At 55.9% G+C, this 16,936-nt stretch carries 17 protein-coding genes and 1 pseudogene; 13 read left to right on the plus strand and 5 right to left on the minus strand.

Going from position 1 to position 16,936, the window contains the following annotated elements:
- The first annotated feature begins 1 nt into the window (after position 1).
- From hybA to hybG, 7 genes are read left to right on the plus strand one after another with little or no spacing between them, the layout of a single operon-like run.
- Positions 2-985 (plus strand): hydrogenase 2 operon protein HybA, encoded by a 984-nt coding sequence (gene hybA / locus AB182_RS29370; protein WP_047373119.1) that lies wholly within the window; start codon positions 2-4, stop codon positions 983-985.
- Positions 975-2,147, plus strand: a complete 1,173-nt coding sequence (gene hybB / locus AB182_RS29375) for a Ni/Fe-hydrogenase cytochrome b subunit (RefSeq protein ID WP_047373120.1) — start codon at positions 975-977, stop codon at positions 2,145-2,147. The genes hybA and hybB overlap by 11 nt, the downstream gene beginning before the upstream one ends.
- On the plus strand, positions 2,144-3,847 hold the full coding sequence (hybC, locus tag AB182_RS29380; protein WP_047373121.1) for a hydrogenase 2 large subunit: 1,704 nt from the start codon (positions 2,144-2,146) through the stop codon (positions 3,845-3,847). The genes hybB and hybC overlap by 4 nt, the downstream gene beginning before the upstream one ends.
- Positions 3,847-4,341, plus strand: a complete 495-nt coding sequence (locus tag AB182_RS29385; RefSeq protein ID WP_047373122.1) for a HyaD/HybD family hydrogenase maturation endopeptidase — start codon at positions 3,847-3,849, stop codon at positions 4,339-4,341. Before hybC ends, AB182_RS29385 begins: the two co-directional genes overlap by 1 nt.
- Positions 4,334-4,810: a hydrogenase-2 assembly chaperone gene (gene hybE, locus AB182_RS29390; RefSeq protein WP_047373123.1), complete on the plus strand. Its 477-nt coding sequence runs from the start codon at positions 4,334-4,336 to the stop codon at positions 4,808-4,810. The genes AB182_RS29385 and hybE overlap by 8 nt, the downstream gene beginning before the upstream one ends.
- Positions 4,803-5,147 (plus strand): hydrogenase maturation nickel metallochaperone HypA, encoded by a 345-nt coding sequence (gene hypA, locus AB182_RS29395; protein WP_047373124.1) that lies wholly within the window; start codon positions 4,803-4,805, stop codon positions 5,145-5,147. Before hybE ends, hypA begins: the two co-directional genes overlap by 8 nt.
- A 2-nt stretch (positions 5,148-5,149) precedes the next feature.
- Complete coding sequence (gene hybG / locus AB182_RS29400; RefSeq protein WP_047373125.1) at positions 5,150-5,404, plus strand: hydrogenase maturation factor HybG; 255 nt, start codon at positions 5,150-5,152, stop codon at positions 5,402-5,404.
- Here the strand turns inward: hybG and fucR are convergent.
- The 4 genes from fucR to AB182_RS29420 form a co-directional block, all read right to left on the minus strand.
- Positions 5,395-6,117 carry an L-fucose operon activator gene (gene fucR / locus AB182_RS29405; protein WP_047373126.1) on the minus strand — a complete coding sequence of 241 codons (723 nt, stop codon included), beginning with the start codon at positions 6,115-6,117 and terminating at the stop codon, positions 5,395-5,397. The genes hybG and fucR overlap by 10 nt on opposite strands.
- Positions 6,114-7,100 carry a sensor domain-containing diguanylate cyclase gene (locus tag AB182_RS29410; protein WP_047373127.1) on the minus strand — a complete coding sequence of 329 codons (987 nt, stop codon included), beginning with the start codon at positions 7,098-7,100 and terminating at the stop codon, positions 6,114-6,116. The genes fucR and AB182_RS29410 overlap by 4 nt, the downstream gene beginning before the upstream one ends.
- 133 nt (positions 7,101-7,233) lie before the next feature.
- Positions 7,234-8,100 carry a glutathione-dependent disulfide-bond oxidoreductase gene (gene yghU / locus AB182_RS29415; RefSeq protein WP_047373128.1) on the minus strand — a complete coding sequence of 289 codons (867 nt, stop codon included), beginning with the start codon at positions 8,098-8,100 and terminating at the stop codon, positions 7,234-7,236.
- A gap of 74 nt (positions 8,101-8,174) precedes the next feature.
- Positions 8,175-8,729, minus strand: a complete 555-nt coding sequence (locus AB182_RS29420) for a DsbA family protein (protein ID WP_047373129.1) — start codon at positions 8,727-8,729, stop codon at positions 8,175-8,177.
- A gap of 274 nt (positions 8,730-9,003) precedes the next feature.
- Here AB182_RS29420 and AB182_RS29425 point away from each other — a divergent pair, with 274 nt between their 5' ends.
- The 5 genes and pseudogenes from AB182_RS29425 to AB182_RS29450 all read left to right on the plus strand — a co-directional run bounded on the left by AB182_RS29425 (position 9,004) and on the right by AB182_RS29450 (position 15,517).
- A complete protein-coding gene (locus AB182_RS29425; RefSeq protein WP_047373130.1) occupies positions 9,004-9,930 on the plus strand; it encodes an aminoimidazole riboside kinase in 927 nt (308 codons plus the stop codon).
- Between the two features lie 151 nt (positions 9,931-10,081).
- A pseudogene (locus AB182_RS29435) lies at positions 10,082-11,599 on the plus strand (carbohydrate porin).
- A 68-nt stretch (positions 11,600-11,667) separates the two neighbouring features.
- Positions 11,668-13,038 (plus strand): sucrose-specific PTS transporter subunit IIBC, encoded by a 1,371-nt coding sequence (locus AB182_RS29440; RefSeq protein ID WP_047373133.1) that lies wholly within the window; start codon positions 11,668-11,670, stop codon positions 13,036-13,038.
- Positions 13,038-14,447, plus strand: coding sequence for a sucrose-6-phosphate hydrolase (locus AB182_RS29445; RefSeq protein ID WP_047373134.1), 1,410 nt, complete (start codon positions 13,038-13,040; stop codon positions 14,445-14,447). Before AB182_RS29440 ends, AB182_RS29445 begins: the two co-directional genes overlap by 1 nt.
- 29 nt (positions 14,448-14,476) lie before the next feature.
- Entirely contained in the window at positions 14,477-15,517 is a 1,041-nt protein-coding gene (locus AB182_RS29450; RefSeq protein ID WP_047373135.1) for a substrate-binding domain-containing protein, read from the plus strand.
- 77 nt (positions 15,518-15,594) lie between these two features.
- Here AB182_RS29450 and AB182_RS29455 read toward each other — a convergent pair whose 3' ends face one another.
- Positions 15,595-16,188 carry a TetR/AcrR family transcriptional regulator gene (locus AB182_RS29455; RefSeq protein WP_047373136.1) on the minus strand — a complete coding sequence of 198 codons (594 nt, stop codon included), beginning with the start codon at positions 16,186-16,188 and terminating at the stop codon, positions 15,595-15,597.
- A gap of 113 nt (positions 16,189-16,301) precedes the next feature.
- On the opposite strand from AB182_RS29455, the gene AB182_RS29460 reads away from it, so the two are divergent.
- A complete protein-coding gene (locus tag AB182_RS29460) occupies positions 16,302-16,886 on the plus strand; it encodes an NAD(P)H-dependent oxidoreductase (protein ID WP_047373137.1) in 585 nt (194 codons plus the stop codon).
- Positions 16,887-16,936: the final 50 nt, after the last annotated feature.

A 16,936-nucleotide genomic window follows, 5' to 3' on the forward strand; every position in this document is an offset into this window, starting at 1 on the left:
CGTGAACAGACGTAACTTTCTGAAGGTGGCCTCCGGTGGGGCGCTGCTGGCGGGGGGAGCATTACCCGTTTCCGCCGCCGTGCATAACCGTCCGGCAATACCGGGCGCGTGGGGAATGCTCTACGACTCTACCCTGTGCGTTGGTTGTCAGGCGTGCGTCACCCGTTGTCAGGACATTAACTTCCCGGCGCGTAACCCGCAGGGCGAACAGACCTGGTCCAATAACGCCAAACTCACCCCCTATACCAACAATATTATCCAGGTATGGCGTAGCGGTACGGCGCAGCATAAAGATCAGCCGACGGACGGTTATGCCTATATCAAAAAACAGTGCATGCACTGCGTCGATCCCAACTGCGTTTCTGTCTGCCCGGTTTCGGCCCTGAAAAAAGATGCCAAAACCGGCATCGTGCATTACGACGCCAGCGTCTGTACCGGTTGCCGCTACTGCATGGTGGCCTGTCCCTACAATGTGCCGAAATATGATTACAACAATCCCTTCGGCGCGCTGCATAAATGCGAGCTGTGTAACCAGGCGGGCGTGGAGCGTCTCAACAAAGGCGGCCTGCCGGGGTGCGTAGAAGTCTGCCCGACCGGCGCGGTGATTTTCGGTACGCGTGAAGCGTTAATGGCCGAGGCAAAAAAACGCCTGGCGCTGCAACCGGGCAGTGAATATCACTACCCGCGCCAGACGCTGGACACCAACGATCCTAACGTTCGCGAAGTCCCAAAATACCATCCTCATCTCTATGGCGAACATGAAGGAGGGGGCACCCAGGTGATGGTGCTGACGGGCGTGCCGTATACCTGTCTGGGCTTGCCTGAGTTGGATGATGTTTCGACCGGGGCGCGTTCAGAAAACATTCAGCATACGGTGTATAAGGGGATGATGCTGCCGCTGGCCGTTCTTGCGGGCTTGACCGCGCTGGTGTACCGCCATACCCGAAGCGATGACCACAAGGGAGGGGATGACGATGCATCATGATCCGCAACCGCTTGGCGGAAAGTTACTCAGCAAGCCAATTTATATGTTTGGCCCGCTGATCGTCTTGTGCGGGCTATTTATTCTCAAGCGCCTGGTTTTCGGCCTGGGCTCTGTCTCCGACCTGAATGGCGGCTACCCGTGGGGGATCTGGATCGCCTTTGACTTGCTGATCGGCACCGGTTTCGCCTGCGGTGGCTGGGCGCTCGCGTGGATGGTCTATGCCTTTAATCGTGGCGAATACCATCCGTTGGTGCGCCCGGCATTGCTGGCCAGCCTGTTCGGTTATTCGCTCGGGGGGCTGTCCATTACTGTCGATGTCGGCCGTTACTGGAACCTGCCGTATTTCTACATTCCGGGCCATTTTAACGTCAACTCGGTGCTGTTCGAGACAGCGGTATGCATGACGATTTATATCGGCGTGATGGCGCTGGAATTTGCCCCTGCGTTGCTGGAGCGTCTGGGCTGGAAGGTGTCGCTAAAACGGCTCAATAAAGTGATGTTTTTTATTATTGCGCTGGGCGCATTACTGCCCACCATGCACCAGTCGTCCATGGGCTCACTGATGATTGCCGCCGGACACAAAGTGCATCCGCTGTGGCAAAGCTATGAAATGCTGCCGCTTTTCTCTTTGCTGACGGCGTTTATTATGGGCTTCTCAATCCTCATTTTTGAGGGCTCTTTGCTGCAGGCCGGGTTAAAAGGTAACGGGCCTGATGAGCGGCATCTGTTCTCGAAACTCACCGGTACGTTGAGCGTGTTGCTGGCGCTGTTTCTGGTGGCGCGCTTTGGCGAACTTATCTGGCGTAACAAACTGGCGCTCGCGTTTTCCGGTGATGGTTACAGCCTGATGTTCTGGGCCGAAATCGCGCTGCTGGCGTTCCCGCTGGTGGTATTTCGTCTGCCACGCCTGCGCAGCGACGCCCGGTTCCTGTTTACCGGGGCCGTGAGCATGCTGCTGGGCTGTGCGCTGTGGCGGTTGTCCTACTCGTTGCTGGCATTCAACCCCGGCGATGGCTACCACTACTTCCCAACGGCTGAAGAGCTGATCATTTCCATTGGTTTTGTGGCAACGGAGATTTGCGCGTACATCCTACTTATCCGCCTGTTACCCATAATTCCCCCGTTAAAACCATCAAAAAGCCATGAGGCGAGTAAAGCATGAGTCAACGTATCACCATCGATCCGGTGACCCGTATTGAGGGTCATTTACGCATTGATTGCGAAATTGAAAACGGCGTGGTTTCCCGTGCCTGGGCATCGGGAACCATGTGGCGCGGAATGGAAGAGATTGTGAAAGGGCGGGATCCGCGTGATGCGTGGATGATCGTGCAGCGCATTTGCGGCGTTTGTACCACCACCCATGCGATTTCCTCGGTACGTGCGGCGGAAAGCGCGTTGAAAATCAATGTGCCGCTGAACGCTCAGTACATTCGAAATATTATTCTGGCGGCGCATACCACCCACGACCATATCGTGCACTTTTACCAGCTTTCTGCACTCGACTGGGTAGATATCACCTCAGCGTTGCAGGCCGATCCGCAAAAAGCCTCGGCATTGCTCAAAGGCATCTCGACCTGGTCGCTTAATAGTGCCGAAGAGTTCGCCAAAGTGCAGCAGAAAATCAAAACGCTGGTAGCCAGCGGGCAGTTAGGTATTTTCGCGAACGGGTATTGGGGACATCCGGCCATGAAACTGCCGCCGGAAATTAACCTGATTGCGGTCGCGCACTATCTGCAGGCGCTGGAGTGTCAGCGCGATGCCAACCGCGTGGTGGCATTGCTCGGTGGTAAAAGCCCGCATATCCAGAACCTGGCAGTGGGCGGCGTGGCTAACCCGATTAATCTCGATGGCCTGGGCGTGCTCAATCTTGAGCGTCTGATGTACATCAAAACCTTTATTGACCGCCTGGAGGACTTTGTCGAACAGGTTTACAAGGTCGATACGGCGGTGATAGCGGCGTTCTACCCGGAATGGCTGACGATGGGCAAAGGTGCGGTTAACTATCTGAGCGCGCCGGAGTTCCCTACAGATGCTCAGAACGGCAGCTTCCTTTTCCCGGGCGGTTACATTGCTAACGGTGACCTCTCTTCACGTCGTGAAATCACCTCTCACAGTGATGAATACCTGATTAAGGGTATTCAGGAGAGCGCGAAACACGCCTGGTATAAAGACGAGGAGCCGCAGGCGCCGTGGGAAGGAACGACTATCCCGGCTTATACGGGCTGGCAGGATGAAGGCAAATACAGCTGGGTGAAATCCCCCACCTTCTATGGCAAAACGGTGGAAGTCGGCCCGTTGGCGAACATGCTCAATAAGCTGGCTGCGAAGCGGGAATCCACCTGGGAAAAACTTAACGATATCATCGCTATTTACCAGAAGCTCACCGGGAAAACGCTTGGTGTCGAACACTTGCACTCTACCCTGGGGCGCGTAATTGGTCGCACCGTTCACGCTTGCGAGCTACAGCATATTCTGCAGCACCAGTACAACGCGCTGATTGCCAATATCGGTAAAGGGGATCACGTAACGTTTGTGAAGCCGGATATTCCTGCCACGGGCGAATTTAAAGGGGTGGGGTTCCTGGAAGCGCCGCGCGGTATGTTGTCGCACTGGATGGTTATCAAAGACGGGAAAATCAGCAACTACCAGGCGGTAGTACCGTCGACCTGGAATGCCGGTCCGCGTAATGCGAATGGCGATATTGGGCCCTATGAGCAGTCGCTGATTGGCACCCCGATTGCGGATGCGAATAAACCGCTCGAAGTGGTGCGTACCATCCACTCGTTTGACCCTTGCATGGCCTGCGCGGTGCACGTGGTCGACGCGGACGGTAACGACGTTGTCTCGGTGAAGGTGTTGTGATGAGCATTTTGGTACTGGGTGTCGGTAACATTTTATTGAGCGACGAAGGCATTGGCGTGCGCGTTATCGAGGCGCTGGAGCAGCGCTACGTTCTGCCAGATAACGTGGACGTGCTGGACGGCGGCACCGCCGGCATGGAGTTGCTGGAGGCCATGGCAAGTCGCACCCACCTGATCATCGCTGATGCGATCGTGTCGCGCAAAAGCGAGCCGGGAGAACTGCTCATCCTGCGTGATGAAGAGGTACCGGTGCTGTTCAATAATAAAATCTCGCCCCATCAGTTGGGGCTTTCCGATGTCCTTTCCGCCCTGCGCTTTACCGGCGAATTCCCCGACAAGATCACGCTGGTGGGGGTGATCCCCCACTCGCTGGAACCGAACATCGGGCTTACGCCAACGGTCGAGGCAAGCCTGGAGCCCGCGCTACAGGCGGTACTTGCGGCGTTACAGGAATCCGGTATAACCCCGGCATTACGGGAGCGTGCGCATGTGTGATTTCCCCGGTTTTGAGCATTCTCCGCACGGCCTGGTGCAGGCTGCGTTTGCGCGCATTGCCGCAGAAGAGATGCAGGATTTGCCTTTTTTACATCCGACTATGCCGGTTTTCGTCCCCGGGTTTACGCTGTTTGAAGGGCAATGGATCGGCAGTGTATTGACGCCATGGATGTTGAGCCTGGCTATCTTTCCCGGCCCGGAACAGGCCTGGCCGCCGCGAAAAGTGGGGGAGAAGCTCGGTCTGCAGCTTCCCTATGGCGAGATGATGTTTACCGTTGGCGAACTGGACGGGATATCACAGTACTGTGCCTGCTCGTTGATGTCGCCGCTGGCACCGGATCTCAGCGTCGAGCAAGGGGAAGCGCTGGCCCGGGACTGCCTGCGGATGGTGCTTTCGTTGCCGGTGCGTGATCCGCAGATCAGCCGTCGGGCCCTGTTTGCCGGCCTCAAAGGCGGCGAGTATGCATGAGCTTTCCCTGTGCCAGAACCTGGTTGAGATTCTGCAACAACAGGCTCAGCAACATGGCGCAAAGCGGGTGACGGGCGTCTGGCTGGAGCTGGGGGCCTTTGCCTGCATCGAGGAGAGCGCGCTGCGTTTTGGCTTTGAGATAACCTGTCGCGGCACGATGGCGGAAGGGTGTCAGTTGCACCTTTCACAGCGTCCTTCTCAGGCCTGGTGCTGGAACTGTAACGAAAGCGTTGAGGTGAGCGGGGAAGCAGTCTGCCCGCGTTGCCACAGTCCCGGCTTGCAGCGAGAAAACGACAGCGGCATGCAAATCAAAAGTATCGAAGTCGATCAGGAGTAGCTATGTGTATTGGGGTGCCCGGCCAGGTGGTTAGCGTCGGTGAAAGCGTTCATCATCTGGCGCAGGTCGATGTCTGCGGCGTTCGCCGTGACGTGAATATTATGTTGGTGTGCGAAAGCGAGCCAGCCGCCTTACTTGGTCAGTGGGTGCTGGTGCACGTGGGGTTTGCCATGAGCGTAATTGATGAGCAAGAAGCCCTGGCGACGCTGGAAGCCCTGCGCGAACTGGATATGGATTTCACCGAACCTCAAAGATGAACCATCCCGGGTTTGGCATCGGTAATCATCTGCGTGACCTGCGCCAGATTACCGATTTTCGCCTCGCTGGCCCGGTAAAATTTGCTCTTATCTATCAGCAACAAAGACTGGCTCGCCCGGCGCAGAAGATGCGCTTTATAGGTGGCGTTGTATTTCGTTGAATCCCACATCTCTCCGCTGGCATCCACCCCTTCGCAGGAAAAAATAAACAGGTCGACCTCAAGTGATTTCAGCATCGTAACCAGCGCCGGGTTTACGTAGCAGCGATTTTGCCGTTCCAGACGCCCGCCGGAGCAAATCAGGTTGATATGCTGGCGGCGCGCCATCTCCTGGCACACGGGCAGGCTGTTGGTAAAGACCGTCAGCGGGATATCCGGTAACTGACGTGCCAGATGAAAGCAGGTCGAACTGGCATCCAGCGCCAGCGTCATGCCTTTCTCAATCCAGTTCAGGGCGTGGCGGGCAATATCGGCTTTATCGGCATAGTGGCTTTTGCGCCGGGCGTAAAACGGCTCGCCATCATTTTGCTGCGGCGCGTGAAGTAAGCGCGCACGACCGTGACGCCGGACAATTTTTCCCTGGGTCTGCAGAGCCTTAAGATCCCGACGAATGGTCTCTTTGCTGACGCCAAGCTGCCCGGCGAGAGCGTCGGTAGTCAATGTCTCATGTTCTGCCAGTAGCTGAAGTAACGATGCCTGGCGTGTCATTTTCATGTGGGTTCCGCCTGACGGTACGAGAGGGATAGCAGCATGTGACCAATGGCTGCGCCATTTTTACCCGTATGTTTAATCTGGTACATCGACTGATCGGCGCGCCGCAGCGCGTTCACAAAATCGTCGTCGCGTTGTACTTCATCAATGCCGATGGAGGCGCCAACCTGCGCATCGCCATTGTCCAGTTCGAACGGGGTGAGCGCGGCGCGCAGACAATTATGCGCAGTGCTATTGGTCAGCAGACTGTTGAGCGCAAACGGCAGCAACAGAACAAACTCATCGCCCCCCAGGCGTCCCACCACCGAGCCTTCCGGACAGGCCTCGCGCAGGCGCTGGCTCAACTGTATCAATAATTCATCGCCGCTACGGTGACCAAAGGTATCGTTAACGACTTTAAAATCGTCCAGATCGATAAACGCCACGCACAGTGGGCCGGCGTTTTTAAGGGTATCGAAGTGCTTGAGCAGCGCGTGGCGGTTCGCCAGCCCGGTCAGCGGGTCGTGGTTCGCCAGAGCCGCAAGCTGCTCTTCATACTGTTTCTCTTTGGTCATGTCGATATGGGTGCCAGTGACTTTTAACGGCTTGCCGTCGCTGCCCCACTCAGTGACGCGCCCACGGTCCAGCACCCAGGTGACGGTGCCGTTTTTATGCTGCATACGGTGCAGCGCTTCATAGAAAGGGGTTTTGCCATGCAGGTGATCGTAAAACGCATCCAGCACGCGCTGGCGGTCGTCCTCATGCAAGTGCTCTTTCCAGACATCAAAGTGGGCGCTGAGCTCCTTTGGCTGATAGCCGAGCATCGATCCCCAGCGGCGGTTGTAGATAATCAGTTTTCCGCTTGGCACATCAAGTTGCCATAAACAGAGCCCTGTACCATCCAGCGCCGCGCTGAGCTTATTACGGGCATCACGCGCAATCCGCACCAGACGGGCGTTATGCTTTTTTAGATTCTGGATCTGCTGTTTTAGCGCATTTTCAGTCATTTGGCGTGACTATGGATAAATAAAAGGCATTCTTACTGGTTATTTCCGGGGATGTAAATATGAAGTGATAAAAACAGTGTAAGGCCGGGTCTGGAAGGGATATTCCCGGACGTGTGACGTCCGGGAAGCGGAGTCAGCCGTTGCGTTTGTCTTCGGTATGGGTATCGAAGTCGCTGGCGTCGTGGCGTTCATGCAACTGTTCATTTGGTTCGCCAAAGGTACGGTTGACCATGCGCCCACGTTTTACGGCAGGACGTGCGGCAACCTCTTTGGCCCAGCGTAGAACATTCTGGTAGCCACTGGCTTCAAGGAACTCAGCGGCGTTGTAAACGCTGCCCAGTACCACGTTGCCATACCAAGGCCAGATGGCCATATCGGCAATAGTGTATTCGTCGCCCGCGACGAATGTGTGTTTCGCGAGCTGTTTGTCGAGCACATCTAACTGGCGCTTGGCTTCCATCGTAAAGCGGTTGATGGCGTACTCGATTTTCACCGGCGCATAATTGTAGAAGTGACCAAAGCCGCCGCCGAGGAACGGCGCGGAGCCTTGCAGCCAGAACAGCCAGTTCAGGGTTTCAGTACGCCCGGCCGGGTCTTTCGGCAGGAAGTGACCAAATTTCTCCGCGAGATACAGAAGAATGGCACCGGACTCAAACACACGCGTTGGCGGGGTGGTGGAGTGGTCACGTAGCGCTGGAATTTTGGAGTTCGGGTTTACGTCCACAAAGCCGCTGGAGAACTGATCGCCTTCGCCAATGCGGATGAGCCAGGCGTCATATTCCGCCTCTTTCACGCCCTTCGCCAGTAACTCTTCCAGCATGATTGTTACTTTTTGCCCGTTTGGTGTACCCAGCGAATAAAGCTGTAGCGGGTGCTTACCTACGGGTAACTCTTTGTCGTGGGTCGCGCCGGAAATCGGGCGGTTAATATTGGCGAATGCGCCGCCGGCGGACTTATCCCACGTCCAGACTTTGGGTGGCTGATAGTTGTTTTCTGACATGTTGACCTGCCTTTTCGTTAATGTATTGAAGCAGTGTAGCAGCCGTCGGAGGGGGCGTGTTTTCCCCATTCTTATCAGGCCAGAATGCGCGCCGCCCAGGCGCTGATATCATCGCCGCTGCCGAGATCTGCCTGTACCAGTCCGTTGACCATAAAGGTGGGGGAGACGTGAATACCGTTCTGGCGCGCATACTTACAATGCCATTTAATTTCCGTCTGCAATTCCGGGCGCGCAAAGGCTTCGCCCAACTTCACGCCGCTGTAATTTTCAATGCGTTCAATAATCTGCTGCGGCGTGGCCTCCATATTCGGGCCGCTGCAGTGGTCGGTAAACTCGAACTCTTCGCGATGATCGGCGACAGCCTGCATCACCTTATGCGCGGCATCGCGCCCATTGGGCAGCGTGGAGGCGGCAAGAATGCAGCGCACAATAACGCCAGAGAACATATGCCAGGGCTGCGACTGCAGGCGAATTTTTACTGTCACCGTGTCTTCACCCACTTCTTTTAGCAGCGCATCCAGTTTGTTAAAGGCGCGCACGGAGAACGGGCAGGTGGGTTCCAGAAATACTTCGAAAGTGCGTGGACCGTGACCCCAGAACAGCGGCTCGGCATGTAACGGTTGGCTCATGTTGACTCCTGATGGTTAGCACGATGTTGTGGCAGATGTGAACGTTGCGATGACAAAAGAGAATATCAGGATGTGATTTCGCGAGGCACTGGAATTGATGAATTTGACAGGAAGAACGGCTAAACCGCCCAAAACGCTAATTCAACAGCATGGCCACCTGGCGAGGCCATGCTGTTGATGTAGCGCAGGTCATTTTTCATTGGCAACAGAATAGATTTGCTTTGCTAAACCGGTTTAATTAAATTTTAGCGATACATTCTACCGGGAGAAAATCATGTCATCTCAAGTCTGGTGTCTGGGTGATGCCGTTGTTGATCTGTTGCCTGAGGGCGACGGGCGATTAATGCAGTGCGCGGGCGGAGCCCCGGCCAATGTCGCCGTTGGCATTGCGCGGCTGGAAGGGAAAAGCGGTTTTATCGGCCGGGTGGGGCAGGATCCCTTTGGCAAATTTATGTACGACACGCTTCGCCAGGAAAAGGTGAACACGGATTTTATGACCTTTGACGAAGCACAGCGCACATCCACCGTTGTCGTCGCCCTTGACGATGAAGGCGAGCGTTCCTTCACGTTCATGGTGCGTCCCAGCGCCGATCTTTTGTTGCAGGCCGATGATTTGCCAGCTTTCCGGCAAGGGGAATGGTTACACTGCTGTTCTATTGCACTTTCCGCAGAACCTTCGCGGAGCACGACGTTACTTGCCATGCAGCGCATACGTGAAGCGGGAGGTTTTGTCAGTTTTGATCCTAATATTCGAACCGATCTCTGGCAGGATCCGCAGAGGCTGCAACGGTGTCTGGAGCTCGCCTTTGAACTGGCTGATGTGGTCAAACTCTCGGAAGAGGAGCTGGCTTTTATGACAGCCTCCACGGATTTGCACATCGCGATAAAAACGCTGGTAAACCGATTTGCGATCAAACTGTTGCTGGTCACCCAGGGTAAAGCCGGTGTTCTGGCGCTGTTTCAGGGCGATATTTTCCATTATCCCTGCGTCCCTGTGGCAAGCGTGGATACCACCGGCGCGGGTGATGCCTTTGTGGCCGGGCTGCTATGGCAACTGGCGCAAACAGGCTTACCTCACAGCGAATCGGATCTGGCATTGAGCCTGAGGTATGCGCAGCGGTGCGGCGCGCTGGCGACCACGGCGAAAGGGGCTATGACCGCATTACCCCGTCTTGCGGCGTTGATGGCACCGCAGGACTGATTTTCCAACGATTTGCGACCCTCCTCACATTCACTAAACCGGTTTAGCTAATTTGTTTGCAGGTTGAAATTGACCACGATTATGATTCGCAACTAAACCGGTTTAGCAAAATATTCAATATTCTTACCTCTTTCTTAGGGACGCAAAAACAATGAGAAAAAGCACGCTCGCTATCACGCTTGGTTTATTAATGGGATCGGGTTCTGCCCTTGCGGCAGAGGCGGGAACCGGGAGCATTGAGGCGCGCCTTGCCGCGCTGGAGCAACGTCTGCAGGCCGCAGAACAACGGGCCACTAACGCTGAAAAAAGAGCGGAAGCCGCCGAGTTACAGGCAAAAAACCTGGCGACTGAACAGCAGAAAACGCAAACCACCACGGCAGAGGTAGCGCAGCGCACCACGTAACTGGAGCAGAAATCATCACAGGAAGGTGGATTTGAGTTCCATGGCTATGCCCGTTCTGGGCTACTGATGAGCGACTCCGCAGCGAAAACCCAGGGTGGTCCAGGGATGACGCCAGCCGGAGAAACGGGTGGACATGTAGGGCGCCTGGGTAACGAGCCGGATACTTACGTCGAGATGAATCTTGAACATAAACAGACGCTGGCTAACGGCGCCACCACGCGCTTTAAGGTGATGCTGGCCGACGGACAGCGCAGCTACAACGACTGGACCGCCTCAAGCAGCGACCTCAACCTGCGTCAGGCTTTTACCGAACTCGGCCATCTGCCCACCTTCACCGGCGCGTTTAAAGATTCCACCGTCTGGGCCGGGAAACGCTTTGACCGCGATAACTTCGACATTCACTGGCTCGATTCGGACGTGATTTTCCTCGCCGGAACCGGGGCCGGTATCTATGACATGAAGTGGAGCGATACCGCGCGCAGTAACTTCTCACTGTATGGTCGCACCTTTGGCGATATCGAAAACAGTGAAAACAATGCCCAAAACTACATCCTGACGCTGAACAACTACTTTGGCCCGGTACAGGCGATGGTCAGCGGGATGCGTGCGAAAGACAACAACGACCGCCTCGATCTTGATGGCAATAAAGTGAAAAGCGACGCGGCGAATACCGGTGTCCATGCGCTGTTAGGGCTGCACAACGAGAGTTTCTATGGCCTGCGTGAGGGGATGTCGAAAACGGCGCTACTTTACGGTCATGGGCTGGGTGCCGAGGTGAAAACGGTAGGGGCTGATGGCGCACTGTTACCCCAGGCGGATACCTGGCGTCTGGCGACCTACGGTATGACGCCGCTGGGTGGTGGCTGGCACATTGCTCCTGCGGTACTGGCGCAGAGCAGCAAGGACCGTTACGTCAAAGGCGACAGCTATGAGTGGGCGACGGTTAACATGCGGCTGATTCAGGCGCTGACGCAGAATTTCGAGATGCAGTATGAAGGCAGCTATCAGTACATGGATCTCAAACCTGAGGGCTACAACAGCCGCAACGCGGTCAACGGCAGCTTCTACAAACTTACCGTCGCGCCAACGTTGAAAGCGGGTGATGTGGGTGAGTTCCTGAAACGTCCGGAGTTGCGTCTTTTCGCTTCCTGGATGGACTGGGATCATAAGCTGGACAACTATGCCAGCGATGATGCTTTGGGTAGCAACGGCTTTAAGTCTGGCGGTGAATGGACCTTCGGCGTGCAGATGGAAACCTGGTTCTGATCATCAAGCCCCGGTAAGGGGCTTTTTACGCGCTAATTATTACAAATTTCCATAAAACAGGGGCTTATATGGACTTTGAACAGATTTCCCGGTCGCTCTTACCGCTGCTGGGCGGCAAGGACAATATCGTCAGTGCGGCGCATTGCGCCACACGTCTGCGGCTGGTGCTGGCGGAAGATGCAAAAGCAGACACCACCGCAATTGGCAAAGTGGAGGGTGTGAAAGGCTGTTTTCGCAATGCCGGACAGTTGCAGATTATCTTCGGCACCGGTGTGGTGAACAAAGTGTATGCGGCGTTTATCAAAGAGGCGGGGATTGGCGAAACAAGCAAGTCTGAAGCGGCTGCCATTGCTGCCCGCAAATTGAATCCGTTCCAGCGCGTGGCCCGTTTGTTGTCGAACATTTTTGTCCCGATCATCCCCGCCATCGTGGCGTCGGGTTTACTGATGGGGCTGCTGGGCATGGTGAAAACCTACGGCTGGGTAAACCCGGAAAATGCGCTTTATATCATGCTGGACATGTTCAGCTCGGCGGCGTTTATTATCCTGCCGATCCTGATTGGCTTTACCGCGGCGCGGGAATTTGGCGGTAACCCCTTCCTGGGCGCGACGTTGGGCGGCATTCTGACGCATCCGGCCCTGACCAACGCCTGGGGCGTGGCCGCCGGGTTCCATACCATGAACTTTTTTGGTATCGAAGTGGCGATGATCGGCTATCAGGGGACGGTCTTCCCCGTGTTGCTTGCCGTCTGGTTTATGAGCATCCTGGAAAAGCAGCTGCGCCGGGTTATTCCGGACGCGCTGGATCTGATCCTGACGCCGTTTTTGACGGTGATTATCACCGGTTTTGTCGCGCTGCTGGTCATCGGCCCGGCGGGTCGTGCGCTGGGTGATGGCATCTCCTTTGTGCTGAGCACGCTCATCACCCACGCAGGCTGGCTTGCAGGGCTGCTGTTCGGCGGTCTCTATTCGGTGATTGTCATTACCGGCGTGCACCACAGCTTCCATGCGATCGAAGCGGGATTATTGGGCAATCCGTCCATTGGCGTGAACTTCCTGCTGCCTATCTGGGCGATGGCTAACGTCGCGCAGGGTGGCGCTTGTCTGGCGGTGTGGTTCAAAACCAACGATGCCAAAATCAAAGCTATTACCTTACCGTCGGCGTTTTCTGCGGTTCTCGGCATTACAGAAGCGGCGATTTTTGGTATTAACCTGCGTTTTGTGAAGCCTTTTATTGCCGCGCTGATTGGCGGTGCAGTGGGTGGGGCATGGGTCGTTTCCGTCCACGTCTACATGACCGCCGTCGGCCTGACCGGTATTCCGGGCATGGCGATTGTGCAGGCCAGCTCGCTACTGAATTATGCTATCGGGATGGTGATCGCTTTCAGCGTCGCTTTTGTTATCTCTTACCTGCTTAAATACAAAACGGACTCAGAATAATGACGTCATCAACCCTGTTGCCGAAGATTTTACTGTCAGTGCTGAAAGGCCAACCGACAGCATTGCGGGACAGTCACTATCCGGCCTGGCATCTGGCCCCGGCAACGGGGCTGTTGAATGATCCCAACGGCTTTATCCATTTTCAGGGGCGGTTTCATCTGTTTTATCAGTGGAATCCGCTTGGCTGCCAGCATAATCATAAATGCTGGGGACACTGGAGTTCAGCGGATTTACTGCACTGGCAGCACGAGCCGATAGCGCTGATGCCGGAAGAAGAGTATGACCGCAGCGGTTGCTATTCCGGCAGCGCGGTCGACAACCAGGGCGAACTGACGTTGTGTTATACCGGCAACGTGAAATTCACCGAAGGCGGGCGCACGGCCTGGCAGTGTCTGGCCGTGCAGAACGCCGAAGGTGGGTTTGATAAGTCCGGGCCTGTCATCGCATTGCCGGAGGGATACACCGGGCACGTCAGAGATCCCAAGGTCTGGCGGCACGAAAACCAGTGGTACATGGTGCTCGGCGCGCAGGATCTGGCGCTGCGCGGTAAGGTGTTGCTGTTACGTTCCGACGATTTGCACCACTGGCAATTGCTCGGTGAAATCGCCGGGAGCGGTCTCGGGGGGTTAGGGGAATCCGGATACATGTGGGAGTGCCCGGACCTGTTCACGCTGGGGGCAGACACCTTCCTCATCTGCTGCCCGCAAGGGGTGGCTCGTGAAGCGCGCCGTTTCCTTAATACGCACCCGAGCGCGTACCTGAGCGGGACATTTTCACCCGAACAGGCGACGTTTGAACATGGTGCGCTGCATGAACTTGACGCCGGATTTGAGTTTTACGCCCCGCAGACCACGCTAAGCGCTGACGGTCGGCGCCTGCTGGTGGGCTGGATGGGCGTGCCGGATGGCGAAGAGATGCGCCAGCCGACGGTAGCGCAGGGCTGGATCCATCAAATGACCTGCGTGCGTGAACTTTTCAACCGCGATGGCAAGTTGTATCAACAGCCGGTCAGGGAATTGCAGGCGCTGCGCGAAGATGAGCACTGTTTTACAGGCCGCGGGGATGACGCTCCGGTGATTGACGCCCGGAGCCTGGAGCTATTGGTCGAGAGCGAGGGCGAGCTGACGTTAAATGTTGGCAATACGCTTATCCTCCACTGGCATAAAAACCAGCTGCGCCTTGACCGCCGTAGCCTGGAGAACGGTGAATGGCTCTCGCGTTACTGGGAGGGAGAGGCAAGAGTGCTGCAGATTTTATGCGACAGCTCCAGCGTTGAGATCTTCATTAATGAGGGGGCTGGCGTAATGAGCAGCCGCTACTTCCCGTCACATCCTGCGCAAATAACCGTTAGCGGAAGTGGCGAACTGCGGGCGCAATACTGGTCGTTACGCCCTTGCATGGTAGAATAACCGCTTGTTTCATTAACTGATGCATCGTCGTGAGAAAAACAAAACGCGTTACCATCACTGATATTGCCGCGCTGGCAGGTGTCTCTAAAGCCACCGCCAGTCTGGTACTCAATGGACGAGGTAAAGAGTTACGCGTGGCGCAGGAAACTCGTCAGCGTGTGCTTTCGCTTGCTCAGCAGCACCATTATCAGCCGAGTATCCATGCCCGGCTGTTACGCGAGGATAGTAGCCACACGCTGGGGCTGGTGGTCCCTGAGATAACCAACCACGGGTTTGCTGCTTTTTCTCATGAGCTGGAAAACTTGTGCCGCGAAGCGGGGCTGCAGCTTCTTATCTCCTGTACCGATGAAAATGCCAGCCAGGAGTCGGTGGTGGTCAACAATCTGGTCTCCCGCCAGGTGGACGGGCTGATTGTCGCCTCCAGCATGCTCAACGACGCGGATTACCTGAAACTGAGCGAGCAACTGCCCGTAGTGCTGTTTGACCGCCACATGAACAGCACCCCTTTGCCGCTGGTGATTACCGATGCGGTGACGCCAACCGCCGATCTGGTTGAGCGGCTGGCCCGGGCGAACCCTGATGAAATCTATTTTTTAGGCGGGCAATCGCGACTGTCGCCAACCAAAGATCGTCTGGCTGGGTTCACGCAGGGGCTGGAGAGAGCAGGGGTGGCGCTGCGACCTGAATGGATTATTCACGGCAACTACCACCCCAGCAGCGGCTACGAAATGTTTGCCGCCCTCTGTGCAAAACTGGGGCGTCCGCCCAAAGCCTTGTTTACGGCGGCATGCGGACTGCTTGAGGGTGTGTTGCGCTATATGAGTCAGCATCATTTGCTGCAAAGCGATATTCACATCGCCAGCTTCGACGACCACTATCTCTACGACTCGCTTTCGCTGAGTATTGATACCGTCGAACAGAATATCCCGCGCCTGGCGTATGACTGTTTTGACCTCATCACGCAACTGATTGAGGGTAATGAACCGACCGAGCTGCAGCGAGTTTTGCCGGCCACTCTGCGCCTGCGTAATGAGCGTTTGAAAAACGCAGCGCCTGGTCAGGCTGGCTGACAGAGCGGTAATGCGTGTCTGAAAGCAGAGCACCATTTTGATCATGCGAGGGGGAAGGGGCTTCCCCCTCGTGTTCGTTATTGCGGGTTGCCGCGCACCATCGTCACGATCACCTGCATCAATTCATCCTTCGCCTGCTGCGCGCTGATTTTGCCAATCACCACTGCCCAGGATAACCCTTCTGCGGCACCGAGCATCGCCCACAGTGCAGATGTCGGTAACGGATTACCATTGCAGAAAGGAGCAAACAGTGCCCCGCACTTCTCGGTAAACGCCGTGGCGTACTCCTGGCGTAGTTGTTCGAGTTCCGGGGTGCCACTTAGCGCGGCGATCACACTCGGCATTTCGCGTCCGGACAACAACACGCATTCGATATAGGCATCGGCAATCACCGTCGCGAGCTTCTCCAGTACTGGTGCCGTCTGGCGAATTTGTTCATCCATACGTGCCGTCGAGCGCAGGTCGTATTCCCGATAAAGTGCGGCAAACAGCCCCGAACGACTGGTGAAATGATCGTAAACCACCGGCTTCGTGATCCCGGCACGTTCTGCGAGGTGACCGAGCGTCAGGGCTTCTGTGCCTTCTTCCCGAATGATCTGCCAGGCCACCTCAATCAGTTGGGTATAACGTTCCTGCCGTGATAAACGCTGGCGCGCGATCTGACTGCCCATGTAGACATTCTCCGTTGACATGCTTATATACCAACGGTAACTTACTAATGGTAACTTACCGTTGGTATATAGAGTACGTTTGCTTACGCTATCCCGCAACCAGGAGTCGCCAGATGCATGCTTTAATCGTCGTTTCTCATCCGGATACCCATTCTCTGACCCACGGCGTCGCAGCCGCCGTGGCGAAAGGGATCACCGCTAAACCGCAACACACTGCAGAGATTATCGATCTCACCGCTGAGGGTTTTAACCCGACCTTCACCGCGCACGATTTTGCCGCGTTCAAGCTTACCGCACCTGTCCCGGCGGATATTGTCGCAGAGCAGGCACGAATTGATAAGGCCGATGCGCTGGTACTGGTGTTCCCGGTCTACTGGTGGTCGATGCCTGCGCTGCTCAAGGGCTGGATTGACCGCGTATTTACCAACGGCTGGGCCTATGAAGAGACCGTCGAAGGGGACATAGTGAAAAAGCTGGGTCACCTGCCGGTGCATATCATCGGGCTGGGCGCGGCAAGCCAGGGCGCCTACGACCGACATGGTTTTACCGCCGCCTTTCACGCACAAATCGCCCACGGCATTTTTGATTACTGCGGCGCACAAGTAAAAGCGTCTGAGCTACTGTTACTGCCGGAACTGGGAAGTGGCGAGGCGTATCTGGATAAGGCGCTGGCGCTGGGGGAGGCCGTTTTCGCATAGTCACACGCTGTTTTGATACTCTCTTAAGGCCGCAGTTCACAGTCCTGTGG

Origin of the sequence: Phytobacter ursingii (genome assembly GCF_001022135.1) — a bacterium.
GTDB classification, from domain to species: domain Bacteria; phylum Pseudomonadota; class Gammaproteobacteria; order Enterobacterales; family Enterobacteriaceae; genus Phytobacter; species Phytobacter ursingii.

Coding starts and splice junctions, on each gene's coding strand:
- AB182_RS29440 (WP_047373133.1), top strand. CDS start 11,668: ATGGACTTTGAACAGATTTCCCGGTCGCTCTTACCGCTGCTGGGCGGC.
- yghU (WP_047373128.1), bottom strand. CDS start 8,100: ATGTCAGAAAACAACTATCAGCCACCCAAAGTCTGGACGTGGGATAAG.
- AB182_RS29425 (WP_047373130.1), top strand. CDS start 9,004: ATGTCATCTCAAGTCTGGTGTCTGGGTGATGCCGTTGTTGATCTGTTG.
- AB182_RS29445 (WP_047373134.1), top strand. CDS start 13,038: ATGACGTCATCAACCCTGTTGCCGAAGATTTTACTGTCAGTGCTGAAA.
- hybG (WP_047373125.1), top strand. CDS start 5,150: ATGTGTATTGGGGTGCCCGGCCAGGTGGTTAGCGTCGGTGAAAGCGTT.
- AB182_RS29420 (WP_047373129.1), bottom strand. CDS start 8,729: ATGAGCCAACCGTTACATGCCGAGCCGCTGTTCTGGGGTCACGGTCCA.
- hybB (WP_047373120.1), top strand. CDS start 975: ATGCATCATGATCCGCAACCGCTTGGCGGAAAGTTACTCAGCAAGCCA.
- hybC (WP_047373121.1), top strand. CDS start 2,144: ATGAGTCAACGTATCACCATCGATCCGGTGACCCGTATTGAGGGTCAT.
- hypA (WP_047373124.1), top strand. CDS start 4,803: ATGCATGAGCTTTCCCTGTGCCAGAACCTGGTTGAGATTCTGCAACAA.
- AB182_RS29385 (WP_047373122.1), top strand. CDS start 3,847: ATGAGCATTTTGGTACTGGGTGTCGGTAACATTTTATTGAGCGACGAA.
- hybE (WP_047373123.1), top strand. CDS start 4,334: ATGTGTGATTTCCCCGGTTTTGAGCATTCTCCGCACGGCCTGGTGCAG.
- AB182_RS29460 (WP_047373137.1), top strand. CDS start 16,302: ATGCATGCTTTAATCGTCGTTTCTCATCCGGATACCCATTCTCTGACC.
- fucR (WP_047373126.1), bottom strand. CDS start 6,117: ATGAAAATGACACGCCAGGCATCGTTACTTCAGCTACTGGCAGAACAT.
- AB182_RS29455 (WP_047373136.1), bottom strand. CDS start 16,188: ATGGGCAGTCAGATCGCGCGCCAGCGTTTATCACGGCAGGAACGTTAT.
- AB182_RS29410 (WP_047373127.1), bottom strand. CDS start 7,100: ATGACTGAAAATGCGCTAAAACAGCAGATCCAGAATCTAAAAAAGCAT.